The organism is Cellulosimicrobium sp. JZ28 (assembly GCF_015327065.1).
GTDB lineage: Bacteria > Actinomycetota > Actinomycetes > Actinomycetales > Cellulomonadaceae > Cellulosimicrobium > Cellulosimicrobium funkei.
In genome coordinates this window covers 978341-996060 of sequence record NZ_CP017660.1, presented here as the reverse complement: position 1 = coordinate 996060, position 17720 = coordinate 978341, and the positions used below count along the sequence as shown (strand labels likewise).

The window sequence follows — 17720 nt, the reverse complement described above, 5'->3', positions numbered from 1 at the left end:
TGCGAGCATGGGCGCATGGGTCCCACGCTGGTCTTCCGTTCGACGTACGGCCGAGTTCTCACGGTGGCGACGGGCGTCGTCGCCGTCGCCCTGGGTGTGAGCACGGCCCTGACGGGGGACGTCGGCGCGGTCGTCGGCGCACTGGTGCCCGCCGCGCTCGTGACGTACCTCGTCTGGATGCTGTTCTGGCGTCCCGCCGTCGAGGTGTCCGACGGCGGGGTCGAGGTCCGCAACGTCACGCGCACCGTGCACGTGCCGTGGACGGCGTACGAGGGCGTCGACACCCGCTACTCGCTCGAGGTGCGCTACGCCGGCGGACGCGTGGCCGCGTGGTCCGCGCCCCGCTCGAGCGGCACGGCGCGCTGGCTGCGCAGCTCGCGACGGCGCGCCGTCGGCCAGGACCAGGTGGTCACCGGCGCGAGCGCCGAGGCCGTGGCCGACGCCGTGACGCAGCGCCACGCGATGCTCGCGGCGGCCGGCCACCTCGACCGGGCGGTCCAGGGCGCCCCCGGTGCCCGCACGACGTGGCACGTCATGCAGCTCGCCGTGCTGGGCGCGCTCGCGGTGGGGACGGTCGTGGCGCTCACCGCCTGACCGCGGCGCGCCGCGCCGCCCGAGAGGTCCACGACCTCCCGGGCGGACGGCGACGACGGCGGTCATCAGCTGGCCCCGGCCTCGCCGGTCGCGCTCGGCGCCGTGGCGGCCGTCGGGCGGGCGACGCGCTTCGCGCGGGCCATCTTACGCTCGGAGGGGATGCGCTTCTGACGGGGGTCGAACGCGTCGCGCAGGCCGTCACCGATGAAGTTGACGCACAGCGCGATGGCGACGATGAACAGACCCGGCCACCAGAACAGCCACGGACGCGTCGCGAACGCCTCCTGGTAGTCGCTGATGAGCTTGCCGAGCGAGGTCGCCGGCGCCTGGATGCCGACGCCGAGGTAGCTCAGCGCGGTCTCCAGCAGGATCGCCGAGCTCATGAGCAGCGTGACGTTGACGATGATCACGCCGACCGCGTTCGGCAGCATGTGCTTGAAGATGATCCGCGTGTCGCTCGCGCCCGCGACCCGGGCGGCGTCGACGAACTCGCGCTCGCGCAGCGAGAGGAACTCGCCGCGCACGAGGCGCGCGAGCGGCGGCCACAGCACGAGCCCGAGGAACGCCCCGAGGATGAGCGCGTTGCTGCCGCCCGAGAGCAGGGCCAGCACCGCACCGATGACGATGACCGGCATCGTGATGATGAGGTCCGTGAACCGCATCAGCCACGAGTCGGTACGACCGCGGTAGTACCCGGAGAGCGCCCCGACGAGGACGCCCGCGATCGTCGCGATGACGCCGACGGAGAGCACGACGAGCAACGAGGTCTGGGTGCCCTGCATGACGCGGGCGAACACGTCACGGCCCGCCTCGTCCTGGCCGAAGATGTGCGCCTCGGACGGTGCACCGCCGTTGACCAGGGGGTACGTGGACCCCTGCCCGGACGGCTTGTAGGCGTACCAGCCCTGCCAGCCGCCGATGCCGATCGAGGTGATCGCGAGCGCGACGATGCCGATCAGCACGACGAGCGCGACCACGGCGCCCTTGTGGTGGAAGAAGCGACGGCGGACGATCTGGCCCTGGGACAGGCCCTCGACCTCGCGCAGCTCGATCTGGTTCTCGACCGCGCCGCTCTGCGACGCGTCGTTCGGTGTGTTGGTCATGCGTTCACCCGGATCCGCGGGTCGAGGGCTGCGTAGATGAGGTCAGCCACGATGTTGGCGATGATGGCGAGGGCCGCGACGATGACGAGGTACGCCATGACGGGGTCGATCTCGCCGCGTTGCAGCGCGTTGAGGAAGAGCAGGCCCATGCCGGGCCGGGCGAACACCTTCTCGGTGATGATCGCGCCGCCCAGGAGCGTGATGACGTCGATCGGGACGATCGTCGCGAGCGGGATCAGCGTGTTGCGGAACCCGTGGCGCATGACGACGGTCCGCTCCGGCAGACCCTTCGCCCGAGCCGTGCGGATGTAGTCCTGGCTCATCACCTCGAGCATGCTCGCGCGCGAGTAGCGGGTGTACCCGGCGAACTGGATGAGCACGAGCGCGATCGTCGGGAGCAGCAGGTGGGTGTACTGGTCGAGGACCTGCACCCAGAAGTTGCCGCCGAGGTTCGGGGTGCTGTTGCCGATCGTCGGGATGGGCCGACCGTTGATCGCCGGTGCGCCGAAGTACGCGGGCCAGACCGACATCACCTTGTCGACGAAGACCATGGACCCGACGAGGAACGCGGTGATGGCCGCAGCACGCGCGGACACGCCCTTGTCGGGACCGCCCCACGCGTACCCAACTCCGATGCCGACGCCGACGGTGACCACGGCGAGCACCAGCACGATCCACCAGTTGTCGACCTGCTTGAGGACCGACTGGATCGGGAAGTAGACGACGACCCCGATCAGGACGGTGGTGAGCGACGCGTACAGGGCGCGGCGGTTCTTCAGGCCCGAGACGAGCGCGGTGATGGCGAATGCCAGCGCGGCGCCCGTGACGACGATGATGACCGGGCCGAGGTTCGGCTTCTCCCACCAGCCGGAGAGCTGCAGGTAGAGCAGCGCGAGCGTGCTCGCCGCGAAGCCCAGGCCGAAGACCGTGAGCCGCCGCCGCGCGGTCCCGCCGAAGGCGAGGGACCACAGCAGGCCGGAGATCGCGCCGATGCCGACGATCACGAGGATCGAGAGGTTCGGGTCGCGGAGGAAGTCGTTGAAGCCGATCGCGCCCCACTGCTTGAGCAGGACGGCGACCCAGAAGGCCGGGAGGGAGTAGAGCACGAACGAGACGAAGATCGTCAGGTAGTCGAAGGTGCTGTACTGCCGCAGGGCGCTGACGATGCCGACCATGACGCCGAAGACCACGGCGAGGACGGTCGCGGCGGCGACGAGCTGGATCGTCGAGATGACCGCGCCCTGGAGCAGGGTCGAGACGGACTGGCCACTCTGCCAGGCCGTGCCGAGGTCACCGGTCACAAAGTCGCCGAGCCACTTGAAGTAGCGGATCACCGACGGGGTGTCGAGATCGAGGTCGGCGGTGCGCTGGGCGATCAGCTGGGCCTTGTTGGGCTTCGTGCTCGACTCGAGATCCGCGAAGATGTACGGCCGGATCGCGGCGTCGACGAGCAGGTACATCGCGAACGTGGACACGAGGAGGGTCGCCAACCCTGCCAGCACACGCCGCGAGATGAAGGAGAACATCGGAGGTCTTACCTCGCTGGTCGGTAGGGACCCCGGGTCAGGGGCCGGTCGATTCTACGCGCGGGTCTCGCGTGGTCGTGAACCGAGGGCCCGGGACGCCGCGGGTCTGGGCGTCGGGGCGGGTGCACGCGAGGACCGGGGGCCCCGGGCGGACAGCCGCCGGAACCCCCGGTCTCACACCTGGACGGCCCTGCCACCGCACGGGGCGGCGGCAGGGCGCGTCAGGGACTCAGGGCACTCAGCCCTCGAACGTCCAGTTCCAGAACCCGTGGAAGATCGTCGGGCTGATCGTGATCGACTCGACGCCCTTCAGGTTCTCGTCCCAGCCCTGGATGGCGGGGAACTGGAAGATCGTCACGCCGAAGCCGTCGGCCCAGAGGTTCTTCTCGACCTCGAGCTGGAGCTGGAACTGCTCCTCCGGGTCGGTCGAGACCTGGAGCTTGTCGAGCGCGGCGTCCACGGCGGGGTTGTTGTACTTGCCGTAGTTGTTGACGCCCGGGTTCGGCGCCCAGCGGAAGTTCGCGTCCGACTCGGTGACCGCGGTCGAGGTCGACTGCCAGCCGAACAGCGACGCGTCGTACTGGTCCTGACCGGAGGCGAGGAGCGTGCCCCACTCCGCGGCCGGGCGGCCCGTGTCCTCGATCGTGAAACCGGCCTGCAACGCGGTGTCCGTGATGAGCGCGACCTCGTTCACGCGACGCGTGTTCTCGTTGTTGTACGCGAAGCGGACCTTGACCGGGGTTTCGACCCCGGCGTCGGCGAGCAGCTGCTTCGCCTTCTCCAGGTTCTCGGCCGCCTTGGAGGCGTCGTAGAAGTCGGAGCCGTTCTCGGCGACCATCTCGTCGTAGTTCGGCGAGCCCGGGAGCAGGATGTTCGAGTTGCGCACCTCCGCGTCCGGGTTCAGCGGCTTGATGAGGTTGTCGACGATCGTCTGGCGCGGGATCGTCAGCAGGAACGCCTGGCGCACGGCCTTGGCCTTCTCGGCGTCGCCGCCGTACGTGGCCGGGTCGAACGGGCCGCCGTTCTGGAAGACCAGGTCGACGTGCTCGTACGTGCCCTCGATGCCCGAGTGGGTCTCGACGCCGTCGAGGCCCTCGAGCGCCGTGCGGACGTCCGCGGAGGCCTGCGGACCGATGAGGTCGACCTCACCGTTCTCGAGCGCCTGGACCTGGGCCATCGGGTCGTCGATGTACCGAACCGTGATGGTCTCGACCGAGCCCTTGTTCTTGCCCTTGAAGTCAGGGTTCGCCTTGAGCGTGAGGTACTGGTTCTCCTTGTACTCCTCGAGCGTGTATGCGCCGTTGGAGACGTAGAGCGAGGGGTCCTCGGGGAGCGAGGTGAACTCGAAGCCCTCGTTCCAGAACTTCGAGATCTTCGCCAGCGCCGCGGTGTCGTTGTTGAGGATCGCGTCGCGGACGGCGGCCTTGGCCTCCTCCGGGTCCTCGATCTCGAGCGCCTTCTGGCCCACGACGTGCGCCGGGACGAACTCGTTCGTCCAGCTGAGCTCCCAGTCGCCGAACGGCTTGTCGTACACGACGGTGATCGACTTGTTGTCGTCCGAGATCTCGGGGTTCTGCGAGATGAGCGCGACGCCCGGGTCCGAGCCGTCGAAGTAGACACCCGCGTCCACCTCGGCCTGGTTCGTGACGTTGCCCTCTTCGTCCGTCTGGGCCTCGACCGTGTTGAACTTGCCGGACTGACCGGCCCAGTCCAGCAGGATCTCCGTCGCGTCGACCGGCGTGCCGTCCGACCACTTGGTGTCGTCGCCGAACGTGTACTTCACCGTCAGCGGGTCGTCCGAGATCTTCTCGTACGTGCCGAACGACTCGTCCTTGACGATGTTCAGGTCGGCGTCGTAGTAGCTGAAGCCCGAGTTGAGCATGTAGTTGATGACGGCGTTCTGCGTCGCGTTGCCGTTCTGCGAGCTCAGGTTGAGCTCGTTGAGCGGAGCCTCCCACGCGACCGTGACAGCGGTCGCGGTGTTGATGCCCGCGTCGTCGCCGCCGTCGGTCTCGCCCTCACCCGACGTGCCGCTGCACGCCGAGAACAGCAGCGCCCCCGTGACCGTCACGGCCAGGGCGGCACTCGTGCGCCTGATCTTCAATGTTCCTCCTCCAAGGGATGGTGGGCGCGGACGAGCGGACGTCGATCGCCCCTCGGCCGCCCCGTCCGTCGCACGCTCGCCCTGCGGCCGGCGCGCGTGGACGGGCATGCCCACCACGGTTTGGGCCCACGCTACCCAGCAAGTTGCGAAGGATCTCCCCCTTGCCCGGTTGCGGCAGGTGATCGTTACCGAGTTGATACTGGCCGGTACGGGCGCGTTTCCGGGCCGCGACGGCCGGGAAACACGCGCGAAACGTCCGGCCCCGGACGCACGGACGCCCGCCGCGTCTCACGATGCGGCAGGCGCCCAGGGCTGTGACCTGCGTCTCAGACGTTGAAGCGGAACTCCACCACGTCGCCGTCGGCCATGACGTAGTCCTTGCCCTCGACGCGCGCCTTGCCCGCGGCGCGCGCCGCGGCCACGGAGCCGGTCTCGACGAGGTCCTCGAACGAGACGACCTCCGCCTTGATGAAGCCGCGCTCGAAGTCGGTGTGGATGACCCCGGCCGCCTGGGGCGCAGTCCACCCCTTGCGGATGGTCCACGCGCGCGCCTCCTTGGGCCCGGCGGTGAGGTACGTCTGCAGACCGAGCGTGTCGAACCCGACGCGCGCGAGCTGGTCGAGGCCGGCCTCCGCCTGCCCCGACTCCGCGAGCATCTCCTTCGCCTCGTCGGGCTCGAGCTCGACGAGCTCGGACTCGAACTTCGCGTCGAGGAAGATCGCCTGGGCGGGCGCGACGAGCGCGCGCAGCCGCGCCTGGAGGTCCTCGTCGGCGAGGCCCGCGTCGTCGGTGTTGAAGACGTAGATGAACGGCTTCGCCGTGAGGAGCTGCAGGCTCGCGACGTCGGCGAGATCGAGACCCGCGGCGGCCGCGCCCTGGAAGAGGGTCGTGCCGGCCTCGAGGACCGCCTGGGCCTTCTGGGCCGCGTCGAGGAGGGCGGCGTCGCCCTTCTTGATCCGGACCTCCTTCTCGAGGCGCGGGACCGTCTTCTCGAGCGTCTGGAGGTCGGCGAGGATCAGCTCGGTGCTGATGGTCTCGATGTCGCCCTCGGCGTCCGTCGAGCCCTCGACGCGGACGACGTCCGGGTCGGAGAACGCGCGCGTCACCTGGCAGATGGCGTCGGCCTCGCGGATGTTCGCGAGGAACTTGTTGCCGAGCCCCTCCCCCTCGCTCGCGCCCTTGACGATGCCCGCGATGTCGACGAACGACACCGTGGCGGGCAGGACGCGCTGGCTGCCGAAGATCTCGGCGAGCTTGTCGAGGCGCGGGTCCGGGAGGGACACGACGCCGACGTTCGGGTCGATCGTCGCGAACGGGTAGTTCGCGGCGAGTACCTGGTTGCGCGTCAGGGCGTTGAAGAGGGTGGACTTGCCGACGTTGGGCAGGCCGACGATGCCGATAGTGAGTGCCACGTCGGCCGAGTCTACGGGCCGGGACCGCAGCGCGCGGTCCCGGCCCGCGCGTCAGGCGTACGACAGCACGCGCTGGAGCAGCTCGGGCGCCCGGCGGTCGTAGGTGCGGGCACCCCACCGCACGCCGAGCACGAGCACCACGGCACCCACGACCACGCCGACCGCGAGGGTGACCCACCCGAGGACGGGCAGGTCGGCGACGATCGCGATGACGCCCGGGACGAGGAACGGGAGCGACAGCGCCAGGACGAGGAGCATCGCGACCGTCTGGGCGACGAGGGTCGCCATCGCGGCGCCCTGCGGCTGCTTGAACGGGCTGTCGCCCGGCTTGGGCACCGGGTAGAGCAGGCGCGCCGACGTCGCGCTCGAGATGCCCGTCGAGGTGAGCAGCACGCCTGCGGTGAGCCCGAGCAGCGGGGGCAGCGCGTCCCAGCGCCCGGCCACCGCGACGGAGACCACGGCGAACAGCAAGGACACGGCGCCGCCGGCGACGAGCACGGGGAGCGCCCGGCCCCAGCGGTCCGCCCGCCCCGGGACGCCCGACGACACGTGGAGCGCGAACGCGGTGTGGTCGTAGGCGATGTCCGCCGAGATGGAGAAGCCGAGGATCCACGCCGTGAAGGGAGCGAGCGCGAGGAAGATCTCCGAGCCGGTGCCGCCGCCGACGACGAGCAGCACGACGGGGATGAGCGGCACGACCGCGATCGACCCGGAGTAGCGCGGGTCGCGCAGCCAGTAGGTGGCGGTGCGCGCGGCAACGGCGCCCGTGGGCGTCGCCGGGAAGCGCGAGAAGAAGCCGAGGCCCTTGGCGCGGCCGCCCCCGCCGGAGGTGGGCGGCGTGACGAGGGCGCGGGCGAGCGCCTTGTCCCACACGACCCACGCGACCGCGAGGGTCGCCAGCGCCACGACGAGCCGCGCGAGCGCGAGGCCCCACGCGCCGTCGTGCACCGCGGCGCCGAGGCCCCACGGCGCGCCGAACGGCGTCCAGGCCGCGACGTCGGCGAGGCGCGTCACCATGCCGCGCACCGCGTCGCCGTCGACCGGGCCCCCGCCCAGCTGGGACCCCAGCCACGCGAACGCGGGCCCGATGAGGACGAGCGGCACGAACGCGGCGATCGTCACGACCTCGCGGTAGCGCCGCGACTCGAGCAGGGGCGCGAGCGCCGTCGTCGTCGCGCGCGAGCCGACGACGCACAGCGCGACCGCGACGACGGCGCCCACGAGCGCGGCGAGGACCGCGAGGGGCGTGCGCCACCACGCGAACGACGCGCCGAGCGCCGCGAGGGCCGTGACGATGCCCGGGATCGAGACGACGCCGGCGACGGCGAGGCCGGCGAGCAGCCGACGCTGCGGGATGCCGAACAGCACGAAGCGCTGCGGGTCGAGGGTCGCGTCCACGCCGAACGCGAAGAGCGGGATCACCCACCACCCGAGGACGGCGAGCGCCCCGGCGAGGATCGTGATCGAGCCCGCGAGCGCGGCGTCCTCGGTGCCGAGGACGACCATCCCGACGACGAGCATCCCGACGACGAACAGCCCGTAGAGGACGCCGACGACGAAGCCGATGGTCTGCCACACGCTCCGGCGGAACGCGTTCCCCATGAGCGTGAGCTTGAGCCTTACGAACTGCGCAACCACGCGAGGCCCTCCGTGCTCTGCCGACCGCCCACGAGCTCGACGAACCGGTCCTCCAGGCTCTGGTCGCCGCGCACCGCGTCCACGGTGCCCGCGGCGAGCACGTGCCCGCCCGCGACGACCGCCACGTGGTCGCACATGCGCTGGACGAGGTCCATGACGTGCGACGACACCACGACCGTCCCGCCGCTGGCGACGTAGCCGGCGAGGATGTCGCGGATGTTGGCCGCGGAGACCGGGTCGACGGCCTCGAACGGCTCGTCGAGCACGAGCGTGCGCGGCGCGTGGATGAGCGCGGTCGCGAGCGCGATCTTCTTCGTCATGCCCGCGGAGTAGTCGACGACGAACGTGTTGGCGTCCTTCGCGAGGTCGAGGGCCGCGAGCAGCTCCGTGGTGCGCTCCGCCACGGTGTCGCGGTCCATGCCGCGCAGCAGGCCCGCGTAGGTCACGAGCTGGGCGCCGGTGAGGCGGTCGAAGAGGCGGACGCCGTCGGGCAGGACGCCGAGCTGGCGCTTGCCCGCGACCGGGTCGGCCCACAGGTCCGTCCCGTGGACGTGCGCGGAGCCGGCGTCGGGCCGCAGGAGGCCCGTCGCCATGGAGAGCGTCGTCGTCTTGCCGGCGCCGTTGGGGCCCACGAGCCCGTAGAACGAGCCTGCCGGCACGTCGAGGTCGATGCCGGCGACCGCGATCTTCTCCCCGAAGCGCTTCCACAGGGCGCGCAGGGACAGCGCGGCGGTGGGGTCCGGGGGCGCGGGCTGTCCCGGCGGAGCCGTGGGCCGGGGGTCGGGCGCGACGCCCGGCACGCTGCCGGGGGCGGGCGCGCCGGCGGGCGCGACAGGTGGGGCGGGGTGGGGATCGACCATGGCGCCAAGGTAGCCGAGCCCTCGGCCGCGGGGCGGTGCCTTTTGTCACGACCTGCGCGACGGCGCCCGCCCCGCGCGCCGACCGACGGTGCTGTCGGTGCCCCGTGGGAGGGTGCGGCCATGGACTCCTCGGGATGGTTGCTCTTCGCCGTCGGACTCGTGCTGGGGCTGGTGGCCGGCGCCGCGCTCGTGCTCGCGGTGCGGCGCGCCTCGCCCGACGCCGCGGGCGCGGAGGTCCGCCGTCTCACCCAGCTCCTGGGCCAGGCGCAGCAGGACGCGGCGCGCGGCGCGGGCCTCGCCGAACGGCTCGAGGCGGAGCGCGAGGGCTTCGCGCGCCAGCTCGGCGCGGCCCAGCGCAGCGCGGACGAGCGGCTCGACCTCGCCCGGGCCACCCACGAGCAGCAGCTCGCGGAGCTGCGGGCCGCGGCCGAGCGCCGCGTCGCGGAGATCCAGGGCGACCACCGACGGCTCGAGGCCCAGTTCGAGGCGCTCTCGCGCAAGGTGCTCGCCGCGGGCACGGAGCAGTTCCTCGTGCAGGCGGAGGAGCGCATGCGGCGCAGCCAGGAGCAGGGGGCGGCCGAGCTCGCGCGCCGCGAGGAGGCCGTGCGCCACCTGGTCGAGCCGCTCGCCGGTGCGCTGGAGAAGGTGCGTGCGGAGGTCGCCGAGGCCGAGCGGGCCCGCCTCGCCGCGCACGGGAGCCTCGCGGAGCAGGTGCGCGGGGTGCGCGACGCCTCCGAGCTGCTGCGCGCCGAGACGTCGCAGCTCGTGACGGCCCTGCGCTCGTCGCAGGTGCGGGGCGCGTGGGGCGAGCTCCAGCTCCGGCGCGTCGTCGAGGCGGCGGGCATGCTCCCCCACGTCGACTTCGTCGAGCAGGACCAGGTCGCGACCGACGACGGCGCGCTGCGCCCGGACATGGTCGTGCGGCTCGCGGGCGGCAAGCAGGTCGTGGTCGACGCGAAGGTCGCGTTCCTCGGCTACCTCGACGCGCAGGGCGCCACCGACCCGGCCGTGCGCGCGGACCGCCTGGCCGCCCACGCCCGCCACATGCGCAAGCACGTCGACGACCTCGGCGCCAAGCGCTACTGGAACCAGTTCGGCCCGGCACCGGAGTTCGTCGTCATGTTCGTCCCGGCGGAGTCGTTCCTCTCGGCCGCCGTCGAGCAGGACCCGTCGCTCCTCGAGCACGCGGTGTCCAAGAACGTCGTCATCGCGACGCCCATGACGATGGTCGCGATGCTGCGGACGATCGCGTACGCGTGGCGGCAGGACGCCCTGGCCACGAACGCGCAGCAGGTCCTCACGCTCGGCAAGGAGCTCCACGGGCGGCTCGCGGTCATGGGGTCGCACCTGGCGAAGCTCGGGCGCCAGCTCCAGAGCGCCGCGGACTCCTACAACCGGACGGTCGGCTCGCTCGAGACGCGCGTGCTCGTCAGCGCGCGCCGGTTCGCGGACCTGCACGTCGTCGACGACGAGCTGACGACGCCCCCGACGGTGAACCCGCAGCTCAGCGCGGTGAGCGCACCCGAGCTGCTCGCGTCCGTCAACGAGTCCGTGGTCGCGATCGACGAGCGCCCGGACGACCGCGACGAGCCCCGGCGGGAGCCGTCGGCCGGCGGGGCGAGCGCCTGACCGCTCCCCCGGGGCCGACGGCCGCGGAGGGCTCCGGCGCGGGCGTCAGACGGGCTGGACGGAGAGCGAGGTGCGGCCGCCGCGGGTGGGGCGCCCGCCGTCGGCCGTCGAGCCCTTGAGGTCGGCGCGCAGCTCGCGCGGCAGCGAGAACATGAGGTCCTCCGTCGCCGTGCGGACCTCCTCGACCGCGCCGAACCCGCGCTCCGCGAGGTAGGCGAGCACGTCGTCCACGAGGATCTCCGGCACGGACGCGCCCGAGGTCACGCCCACGGTCGTCGCGCCGTCGAGCCAGGCCGGGTCGATCTCCTTCGCGTGGTCGACGCGGTACGACGCCCCGGCCCCCGCCTGGAGCGCGACCTCGACGAGGCGCACGGAGTTGGACGAGTTCGCCGAGCCGACGACGATGACCACGTCCGCGTCGGGAGCGAGCTTCTTCACCGCGACCTGGCGGTTCTGCGTCGCGTAGCAGATGTCGTCGCTCGGCGGGTCCTGGAGGGTCGGGAACTTCTCCCGCAGCCTGCGGACCGTCTCCATCGTCTCGTCGACGGAGAGCGTCGTCTGGGAGATCCACACGACCTTGTCCGGGTCGCGGACCACGACGTCGTCCACGTGGTCGGGCGAGTCGACGACCTGCACGTGGTCGGGGGCCTCCCCCGCGGTGCCCTCGACCTCCTCGTGGCCCGTGTGGCCGATGAGCAGGATGTCGTAGTCGTCCTTCGCGAAGCGCACGGCCTCCTTGTGCACCTTCGTCACGAGCGGGCACGTGGCGTCGATCGTGTCGAGGTTGCGCGCGGCCGCGGCCGCCTTCACGGCGGGTGACACGCCGTGGGCGGAGAACACGACGCGCGCACCCTCGGGCACCTCGTCGGTCTCGTCGACGAAGATCGCGCCGCGCTCGCTGAGCGTCTCGACGACGTACTTGTTGTGCACGATCTCCTTGCGCACGTAGACCGGCGCGCCGTAGTGCTCGAGCGCCTTCTCGACCGCGACGACGGCGCGGTCGACGCCCGCGCAGTAGCCGCGCGGTGCCGCCAGCAGGACGCGCTTGCGGGTCCCGTCGACGGCAGGGGTCGCGACGGGGCGGTCGGTCGGGGACGCGGACGAGCCGGCGGGGAGGACGCTCACGCTCCCGAGTCTAGGCGAGCGGCGGTCTCCCGACCCCGGTGAGCCCGCTCACCCACCGCCCGGGCCCGACGTCGTCACGACCCGCACGCGAGGAGCACACAGACCCTCCGCAGGCGCGGCGTGCGGCACGCGTGTCGCACCCGTCCGCCGGGCGCGCCGGGTCGACGTCCGCCCCGCCGCCCCCCAAGATCGAGGGCATGAGCGACGACCCGGGCGGCACGACGTCACCCGTGCCCGACGCGCCCCGACGGCGCCGCCGCGTGTGGTGGTGGCTCGTCCCGCTGCTGCTCGTCGTCGTCACGGCGGCGGTCGTGGTCGTCGGGACGCTGGAGCACCGCGCGTGGGTCGCCGCCGTCGAGCGCTACGACGCCGAGGTCGCGCGCGTGACGCAGGACGCGACGGACGGCCGCGCGCAGGCCGAGGCGGCGTACCTCACGCGGCTCGTCCCGACGACCGCGGCGGAGGTCGCGGGCGCGGCGCTGCTCGCCGCGAGCGAGGGCCAGGTGGACGCCCCGGCGGTCCGCGAGCCCCTGGCCGCGGCGCTCCAGGAGGCCACCGCGCTCCGCACGACCCCGCTGACCTACCCGGAGGAGGACCGCACCGTGGACGCCTTGTCCCGCCCGAACCCGCTGCACCCGGGCTCGCGCCCCGCCGTCCACGTCGAGGTCGTGACCGGCTCCGAGCCCACGGCGGACGCCCTGGACGAGGCCGCCACCGCCGTCGTCGAGGCGGCGGAGCCCGTCGCGACCGCGCAGCGGCAGTGGGCGTACGACGGTCTCGAGGCGGCGGCGACCGAGGGCCGGCCCGTCCTCGTGGAGTCGGCAGGCCTCGTCGCGGACGAGGGCACGCGCACGACCCTCGACGGGCTGCTCACGCAGGCGACGACGACGCTGGACGCCGGCCCGGGCGGCGCCCCGGTGGCCGAGACCGTGGCGCTGCGCGACGCGGTGCTCGCGGCGACGGAGGCCGTCTGGTCGGACCGTCTGGCGCTCCAGCTCGCCCAGCGGCGCGACCAGGCGCGAGCGACGGGCGTGGACTGCGCGGTCGAGCGGTGCGTGGCGCTCACGTTCGACGACGGGCCCGGGCCCGACACCGAGCGGCTCCTGCAGGTGCTCGCGGAGAAGCACGTCTCCGCCACGTTCTTCCTCGTCGGGAGCAACGTGGAGAAGCGGCCCGACGTCGTGCGCGACACGGCGGCCGCCGGCCACCTGCTCGCGAACCACACCTGGGACCACCCGCAGCTCACGACGCTCGACGACGACGCCGTCCGCGACGAGCTCGCGCGCACCCAGGCGGCGATCGAGAGCGCCGCGGGGGTCACCCCGACGCTCCTGCGGCCCCCGTACGGGGACGTCGACGACCGCGTGCGGTCGGTCGCGCTCCGCTCCGGGCTCCAGGTGGTGCTGTGGAACCTCGACACGCTCGACTGGAAGACGCGCGACGCCGCGGAGACGCGTCGCCGCGCGGTGGAGGGCGCGCGACCGGGCAGCGTGGTGCTCATGCACGACATCCACGCCTCGACCGTCGACGCCGTGCCCGGGATCGTCGACGACCTGCGCGCGCAGGGCTACCGCCTCGTCACCGTCGACCTGCTCGCGCCCTGAGCGCTCGACCGGCGCGCCGGTCGGCGCGCTCCGTACCGCGGGCGCGTTGGGTGGGCGTGGGTGGGGTGCGGCAGGCTGGTCCCGTGACCGCCTCCCTCCCGCTGCCCGACGACGCCCCGCGTCCGGGTGCCGCGCCCGCCGGTCCGGCGGCCCGCGGCCCCCTGCCGGCGCGCGCGCTCGAGACGAGCGCGGAGCACCCGTGGCCGGTCCGGCTCCTGTCGCGCAAGATCGAGCAGTACGTCGAGCGGATGGCGCCGGTCTGGGTCGAGGGCCAGGTCGTCCAGCTCAACCGGCGCCCGGGCACGTCGACGGCGTTCCTCACGCTGCGCGACACGGACCTCGACATGTCGCTCCCGGTGTCGGCCGCGTCCCGCGTGCTCCAGGGCACGCCGGTGGAGGAGGGCGCGCACGTCGTCGTGCACGCGAAGCCGGTGTTCTGGACGCGGCGCGGCACGCTCCAGCTCCAGGCGCGCGAGATCCGTCCCGTCGGCGTGGGCGAGCTGCTCGCGCGGATCGAGCACCTCAAGCGCGTGCTCGCGGCGGAGGGCCTGTTCGACGCCGACCGCAAGCGGCCGCTGCCGTTCCTCCCGGCCGTCGTCGGGCTCGTGTGCGGGCGCGAGTCCAAGGCGGAGCACGACGTCGTGGTCAACGCGCGCGCCCGCTGGCCCCAGGTCCGGTTCGAGATCCGCGAGGTGGCCGTCCAGGGCGCGCACGCGGTGCAGCAGGTGGGCGACGCGATCCGCGCGCTCGACGCCGACCCGGAGGTGGAGGTCATCGTCGTCGCGCGCGGCGGGGGCGCCGTCGAGGACCTCCTGCCCTTCTCGAACGAGGCGCTGGTGCGCGTCGCGGCGGCGTGCCGCACGCCGCTCGTGAGCGCGATCGGCCACGAGACCGACTGCCCGCTGCTCGACCTGGTCGCGGACTACCGCGCCTCGACCCCGACGGCGGCGGCCAAGCGCGTGGTGCCCGACGTGACGGAGGAGCGCGCCCGCGTGGCGCAGGGCCGTCAGCGCCTGCGCAGCGCTATCGCGGGGCGCGTGTCCCGCGAGCAGGCAGGGCTCGACGCGCTGCGGTCCCGGCCCGCGCTCGCCGACCCCGGGCGGATGCTCACCGATCGGCAGGAGCGGGTCGGGGCGCTGCGGGACCGGGCACGCCGGGCGCTCGACGCGCGGCTCGTGCGCGCGGCGGGCGACGTCGGCCGGCTCGAGGCCCAGGTGCGGGCCCTGTCCCCGGCCTCGACGCTCGAGCGGGGGTACGCCGTCGTGCAGCGGGCCGACGGGCACGTGGTCCGCTCCCCCGGCGACGTCGCGACGGGGGACGCCGTCCTCGTGCGTCTCGCGCGCGGCGCGCTGGACGCGGCGGTCACCGGCACGCACGACGACGGACCCGCTCCCGGCCGGGAGGCGTCGTGACGCGCCCGCGCCGGTTCTGGACCGCCCGCCCGACGACCGGTCGGGCTACGACGCACAGATGGGGTTGAATACTGCCGTGACTTCCTTTGACAACGCTGTCACGTCCGACGTGTCGACGCTCTCCTACGAGCAGGCGCGCGACGAGCTCGTGCAGGTCGTCGCCCGGCTGGAGGCCGGGGGCGAGCCCCTCGAGGACTCGCTCGCGCTCTGGGAGCGCGGCGAGGCGCTCGCCGCGCGCTGCCAGGAGTGGCTCGACGGCGCGCGCGCCCGCCTCGACGCGGCACGCTCGCAGGACGACGCGACGGCACGCGGCACGACCGACCCCGACGACCCGACCGGAGACGACGCATGAGCACGAGCACGGACCCCGCCCAGCCCGCCGCCGCGCCCACCGGGCACGTCCTCGTCGTCGGTGAGGCGCTCGTCGACGTCGTGCACCGCGCGGACGGCAGCGTCGCCGAGCACCCCGGGGGCAGCCTCGCGAACGTCGCGCTCACGCTCGGCCGCCTCGGGCGGGACGCCCGGCTCGCCACGTGGCTCGGGCACGACGCGCACGGCGAGGCGGTACGGGCGTGGCTCGACGACTCCGCCGTGACCCTCACGCCCGGCAGCACCGACGCCCCCACGACGAGCGTCGCCACCGCGCACCTCGACGCGCACGGGGCGGCCACGTACGAGTTCGACCTGGAGTGGCGCGTCCCCGCGGGCACGGCTCCCGCCGCCGGCACGCTCGCCGTGCACACGGGCTCCATCGCCGCCGTGCTGGAGCCCGGCGCGTCCGACGTCCGCGCGCTCGTCGCCGCGGCGCGCGACACCGCGACGATCACCTACGACCCCAACGCCCGGCCCGCCCTCATGGGCGACCCCGCCGACGCGCGCACCCGCATCGAGGCGCTCGTCGCGCTCGCCGACGTCGTCAAGGTGAGCGACGAGGACGTGGCGTGGCTCGTGCCGGGCGCGGACCCGGTCGCCGTCGCGCGCGACTGGCTCGCGCTCGGGCCGGCGCTCGTCGTCGTGACGTTCGGCGGCGAGGGCGCGGTTGCCGTCACCGCGGCGGGCGAGCAGCGCGTCACGGCCCCGCGCGTCGAGGTCGTCGACACCGTCGGCGCGGGCGACTCGTTCATGGGCGCGCTCCTCGACGGCCTGTGGGAGGCCGGCCTGCTCGGTGCGGACCGGCGCGAGGCGCTGCGCGCGATCGACGCCACCGTGCTCGCCAACGTGCTGCGCCGCTGCGTCGCGGTCGCCGCCGTCACCGTCTCGCGCGCCGGGGCCAACCCGCCGCGGCGCGCGGAGCTCGCCCCCGCCTGAGCCCGGTCACGGCTCCGAGGCCGCGCCCGCGAGCCCGGCCACGAGCGCGGCCATGAGGCTGGGCACGAGCGCGGCCACGAGGCTGGGCACGCCTCGGCCGCCCGGGCACGAGCCCGGGCGGCCGAGACCTGCGTCAGACCTGCGCGTCCTGCTTCTGCGCCCGCTCCAGCGAGCGCTTGCGGTCCTCGACGTTCTCCTGCTCGATGCGCTCGGCCTCCGCGGTGTCGCGCGTGAGGTTCTCGCTCGTCTCCGGGTCGAAGATCATCATCTTCGTCGGGTCGAACCACAGGTCGGTCACGTCGCCGTCCCGCGCGCGCGACGCCGAGTCGAGCGCCACGACGAACTGCGTGCGCACGCCCTCGCCGTCGAGCTCGCGGTCCAGCTCGTCGAGCTGCCCCTTCACGGACTCGTGCATCTCGAACGGGACGTAGGCGTAGAGCTCCGCGCCGAGCCACTCGGTGACGTCGATCTGCGCCTCGAACGTGTGGCCCCGGTCCTTCTTCGCCGGGTCGACGAGCCGCGCGTCCTCGAAGTGCTCGGGCCGCAGGCCGACGATCACCAGGCCGCGGTCGCCGACGGCCGTCGCGATGCTCTCCGGCATGTCGAACTCGCCGAACGGCAGCGTGATCCTCCCGCCCGAGACCTCGCCGGGCAGGAAGTTCATGGGCGGCGTGCCGATGAAGCCCGCGACGAACAGGTTGACCGGCTGCTCGTAGAGGCCGCGCGGGCTCGCGACCTGCTGGAGCACGCCACGGCGCAGGACGGCGACGCGGTCGCCGAGCGTCATGGCCTCGGTCTGGTCGTGCGTGACGTAGACGGTCGTCGTGCCGAGCCGGCGCTGGAGGCGCGCGATCTCGGTGCGGGTCTGCCCGCGCAGCTTGGCGTCGAGGTTCGACAGCGGCTCGTCGAAGAGGAACGCCTTCGCGTCCCGCACGATCGCCCGGCCCATCGCGACGCGCTGCCGCTGACCCCCCGAGAGGTTCGCCGGCTTGCGGTCGAGGTGCTCGCGCAGGTCGAGCATGTCGGCCGCGCGCTCGACCTTCTCCCGGATCTCCTCCTCGCTGTGCTTGCCCTTCGCGAGGCGCAGCGGGAACGCGATGTTCTCCGCGACCGTGAGGTGCGGGTAGAGCGCGTAGTTCTGGAACACCATCGCGAGGTCGCGCTCGCGCGGCGCCTTCTCGTTGACGCGCACGCCGTCGATCTCGAGCTCGCCCGCCGTGATGTCCTCGAGCCCGACGATCATGCGCAGGACCGTCGACTTCCCCGAGCCGGACGGCCCGACGAGGATGACGAACTCGCCGTCCGCGATGTCGAGGTTGACGTTGTCCACGGCGAGGAAGCCGTCGCCGTAGCGCTTGACGATGTCCTTGAGGGTGATCGACGCCATCAGCTCTCTCCTCGGGTT

Annotated in this window: 14 protein-coding genes; 6 read left to right on the top strand and 8 right to left on the bottom strand. The window is 73.2% G+C overall.

From position 1 onward, the window contains the following. The first annotated feature begins 15 nt into the window (after positions 1-15). Complete coding sequence (locus BJP59_RS04420) at positions 16-594, top strand: PH domain-containing protein (protein ID WP_194522298.1); 579 nt, start codon at positions 16-18, stop codon at positions 592-594. Positions 595-659: 65 nt separating this feature from the next. Here the strand turns inward: BJP59_RS04420 and BJP59_RS04415 are convergent, their stop codons facing one another. The 6 genes from BJP59_RS04415 to BJP59_RS04390 all read right to left on the bottom strand — a co-directional run bounded on the left by BJP59_RS04415 (position 660) and on the right by BJP59_RS04390 (position 9237). Next, on the bottom strand, positions 660-1697 hold the full coding sequence (locus BJP59_RS04415; protein WP_043654598.1) for an ABC transporter permease: 1038 nt from the start codon (positions 1695-1697) through the stop codon (positions 660-662). After that, on the bottom strand, positions 1694-3223 hold the full coding sequence (locus BJP59_RS04410) for an ABC transporter permease (RefSeq protein ID WP_144680376.1): 1530 nt from the start codon (positions 3221-3223) through the stop codon (positions 1694-1696). Before BJP59_RS04410 ends, BJP59_RS04415 begins: the two co-directional genes overlap by 4 nt. A gap of 238 nt (positions 3224-3461) precedes the next feature. Continuing rightward, a complete protein-coding gene (locus BJP59_RS04405; protein ID WP_108049888.1) occupies positions 3462-5327 on the bottom strand; it encodes an ABC transporter family substrate-binding protein in 1866 nt (621 codons plus the stop codon). A gap of 326 nt (positions 5328-5653) precedes the next feature. Then, on the bottom strand, positions 5654-6739 hold the full coding sequence (gene ychF, locus BJP59_RS04400) for a redox-regulated ATPase YchF (RefSeq protein WP_175008006.1): 1086 nt from the start codon (positions 6737-6739) through the stop codon (positions 5654-5656). A gap of 51 nt (positions 6740-6790) precedes the next feature. Beyond that, positions 6791-8341: a hypothetical protein gene (locus tag BJP59_RS04395; RefSeq protein WP_228485269.1), complete on the bottom strand. Its 1551-nt coding sequence runs from the start codon at positions 8339-8341 to the stop codon at positions 6791-6793. Positions 8342-8358: 17 nt separating this feature from the next. Continuing rightward, on the bottom strand, positions 8359-9237 hold the full coding sequence (locus BJP59_RS04390; protein WP_194522296.1) for an ABC transporter ATP-binding protein: 879 nt from the start codon (positions 9235-9237) through the stop codon (positions 8359-8361). Positions 9238-9357: 120 nt separating this feature from the next. Here BJP59_RS04390 and rmuC point away from each other — a divergent pair, with 120 nt between their 5' ends. After that, on the top strand, positions 9358-10866 hold the full coding sequence (gene rmuC / locus BJP59_RS04385) for a DNA recombination protein RmuC (RefSeq protein ID WP_194522295.1): 1509 nt from the start codon (positions 9358-9360) through the stop codon (positions 10864-10866). Between the two features lie 45 nt (positions 10867-10911). Here the strand turns inward: rmuC and BJP59_RS04380 are convergent, their stop codons facing one another. Further along, on the bottom strand, positions 10912-11991 hold the full coding sequence (locus BJP59_RS04380) for a 4-hydroxy-3-methylbut-2-enyl diphosphate reductase (protein WP_021483536.1): 1080 nt from the start codon (positions 11989-11991) through the stop codon (positions 10912-10914). A 197-nt stretch (positions 11992-12188) separates the two neighbouring features. Here BJP59_RS04380 and BJP59_RS04375 point away from each other — a divergent pair, with 197 nt between their 5' ends. From BJP59_RS04375 to BJP59_RS04360, 4 genes are all read left to right on the top strand, one after another. Next, positions 12189-13595 (top strand): polysaccharide deacetylase family protein, encoded by a 1407-nt coding sequence (locus tag BJP59_RS04375; RefSeq protein ID WP_194522294.1) that lies wholly within the window; start codon positions 12189-12191, stop codon positions 13593-13595. Between the two features lie 83 nt (positions 13596-13678). Next, complete coding sequence (gene xseA / locus BJP59_RS04370; RefSeq protein ID WP_194522293.1) at positions 13679-15007, top strand: exodeoxyribonuclease VII large subunit; 1329 nt, start codon at positions 13679-13681, stop codon at positions 15005-15007. Between the two features lie 58 nt (positions 15008-15065). Further along, positions 15066-15359, top strand: coding sequence for an exodeoxyribonuclease VII small subunit (locus tag BJP59_RS04365; protein WP_051028398.1), 294 nt, complete (start codon positions 15066-15068; stop codon positions 15357-15359). Beyond that, the gene (locus BJP59_RS04360; RefSeq protein ID WP_194522292.1) at positions 15356-16315 is read left to right on the top strand and encodes a carbohydrate kinase family protein; all 960 of its coding nucleotides are present in this window, start codon (positions 15356-15358) and stop codon (positions 16313-16315) included. The genes BJP59_RS04365 and BJP59_RS04360 overlap by 4 nt, the downstream gene beginning before the upstream one ends. Before the next feature lie 133 nt (positions 16316-16448). On the opposite strand, the gene BJP59_RS04355 is transcribed toward BJP59_RS04360, so the two are convergent. Next, on the bottom strand, positions 16449-17702 hold the full coding sequence (locus BJP59_RS04355; RefSeq protein ID WP_194522291.1) for an ABC transporter ATP-binding protein: 1254 nt from the start codon (positions 17700-17702) through the stop codon (positions 16449-16451). Positions 17703-17720: the final 18 nt, after the last annotated feature.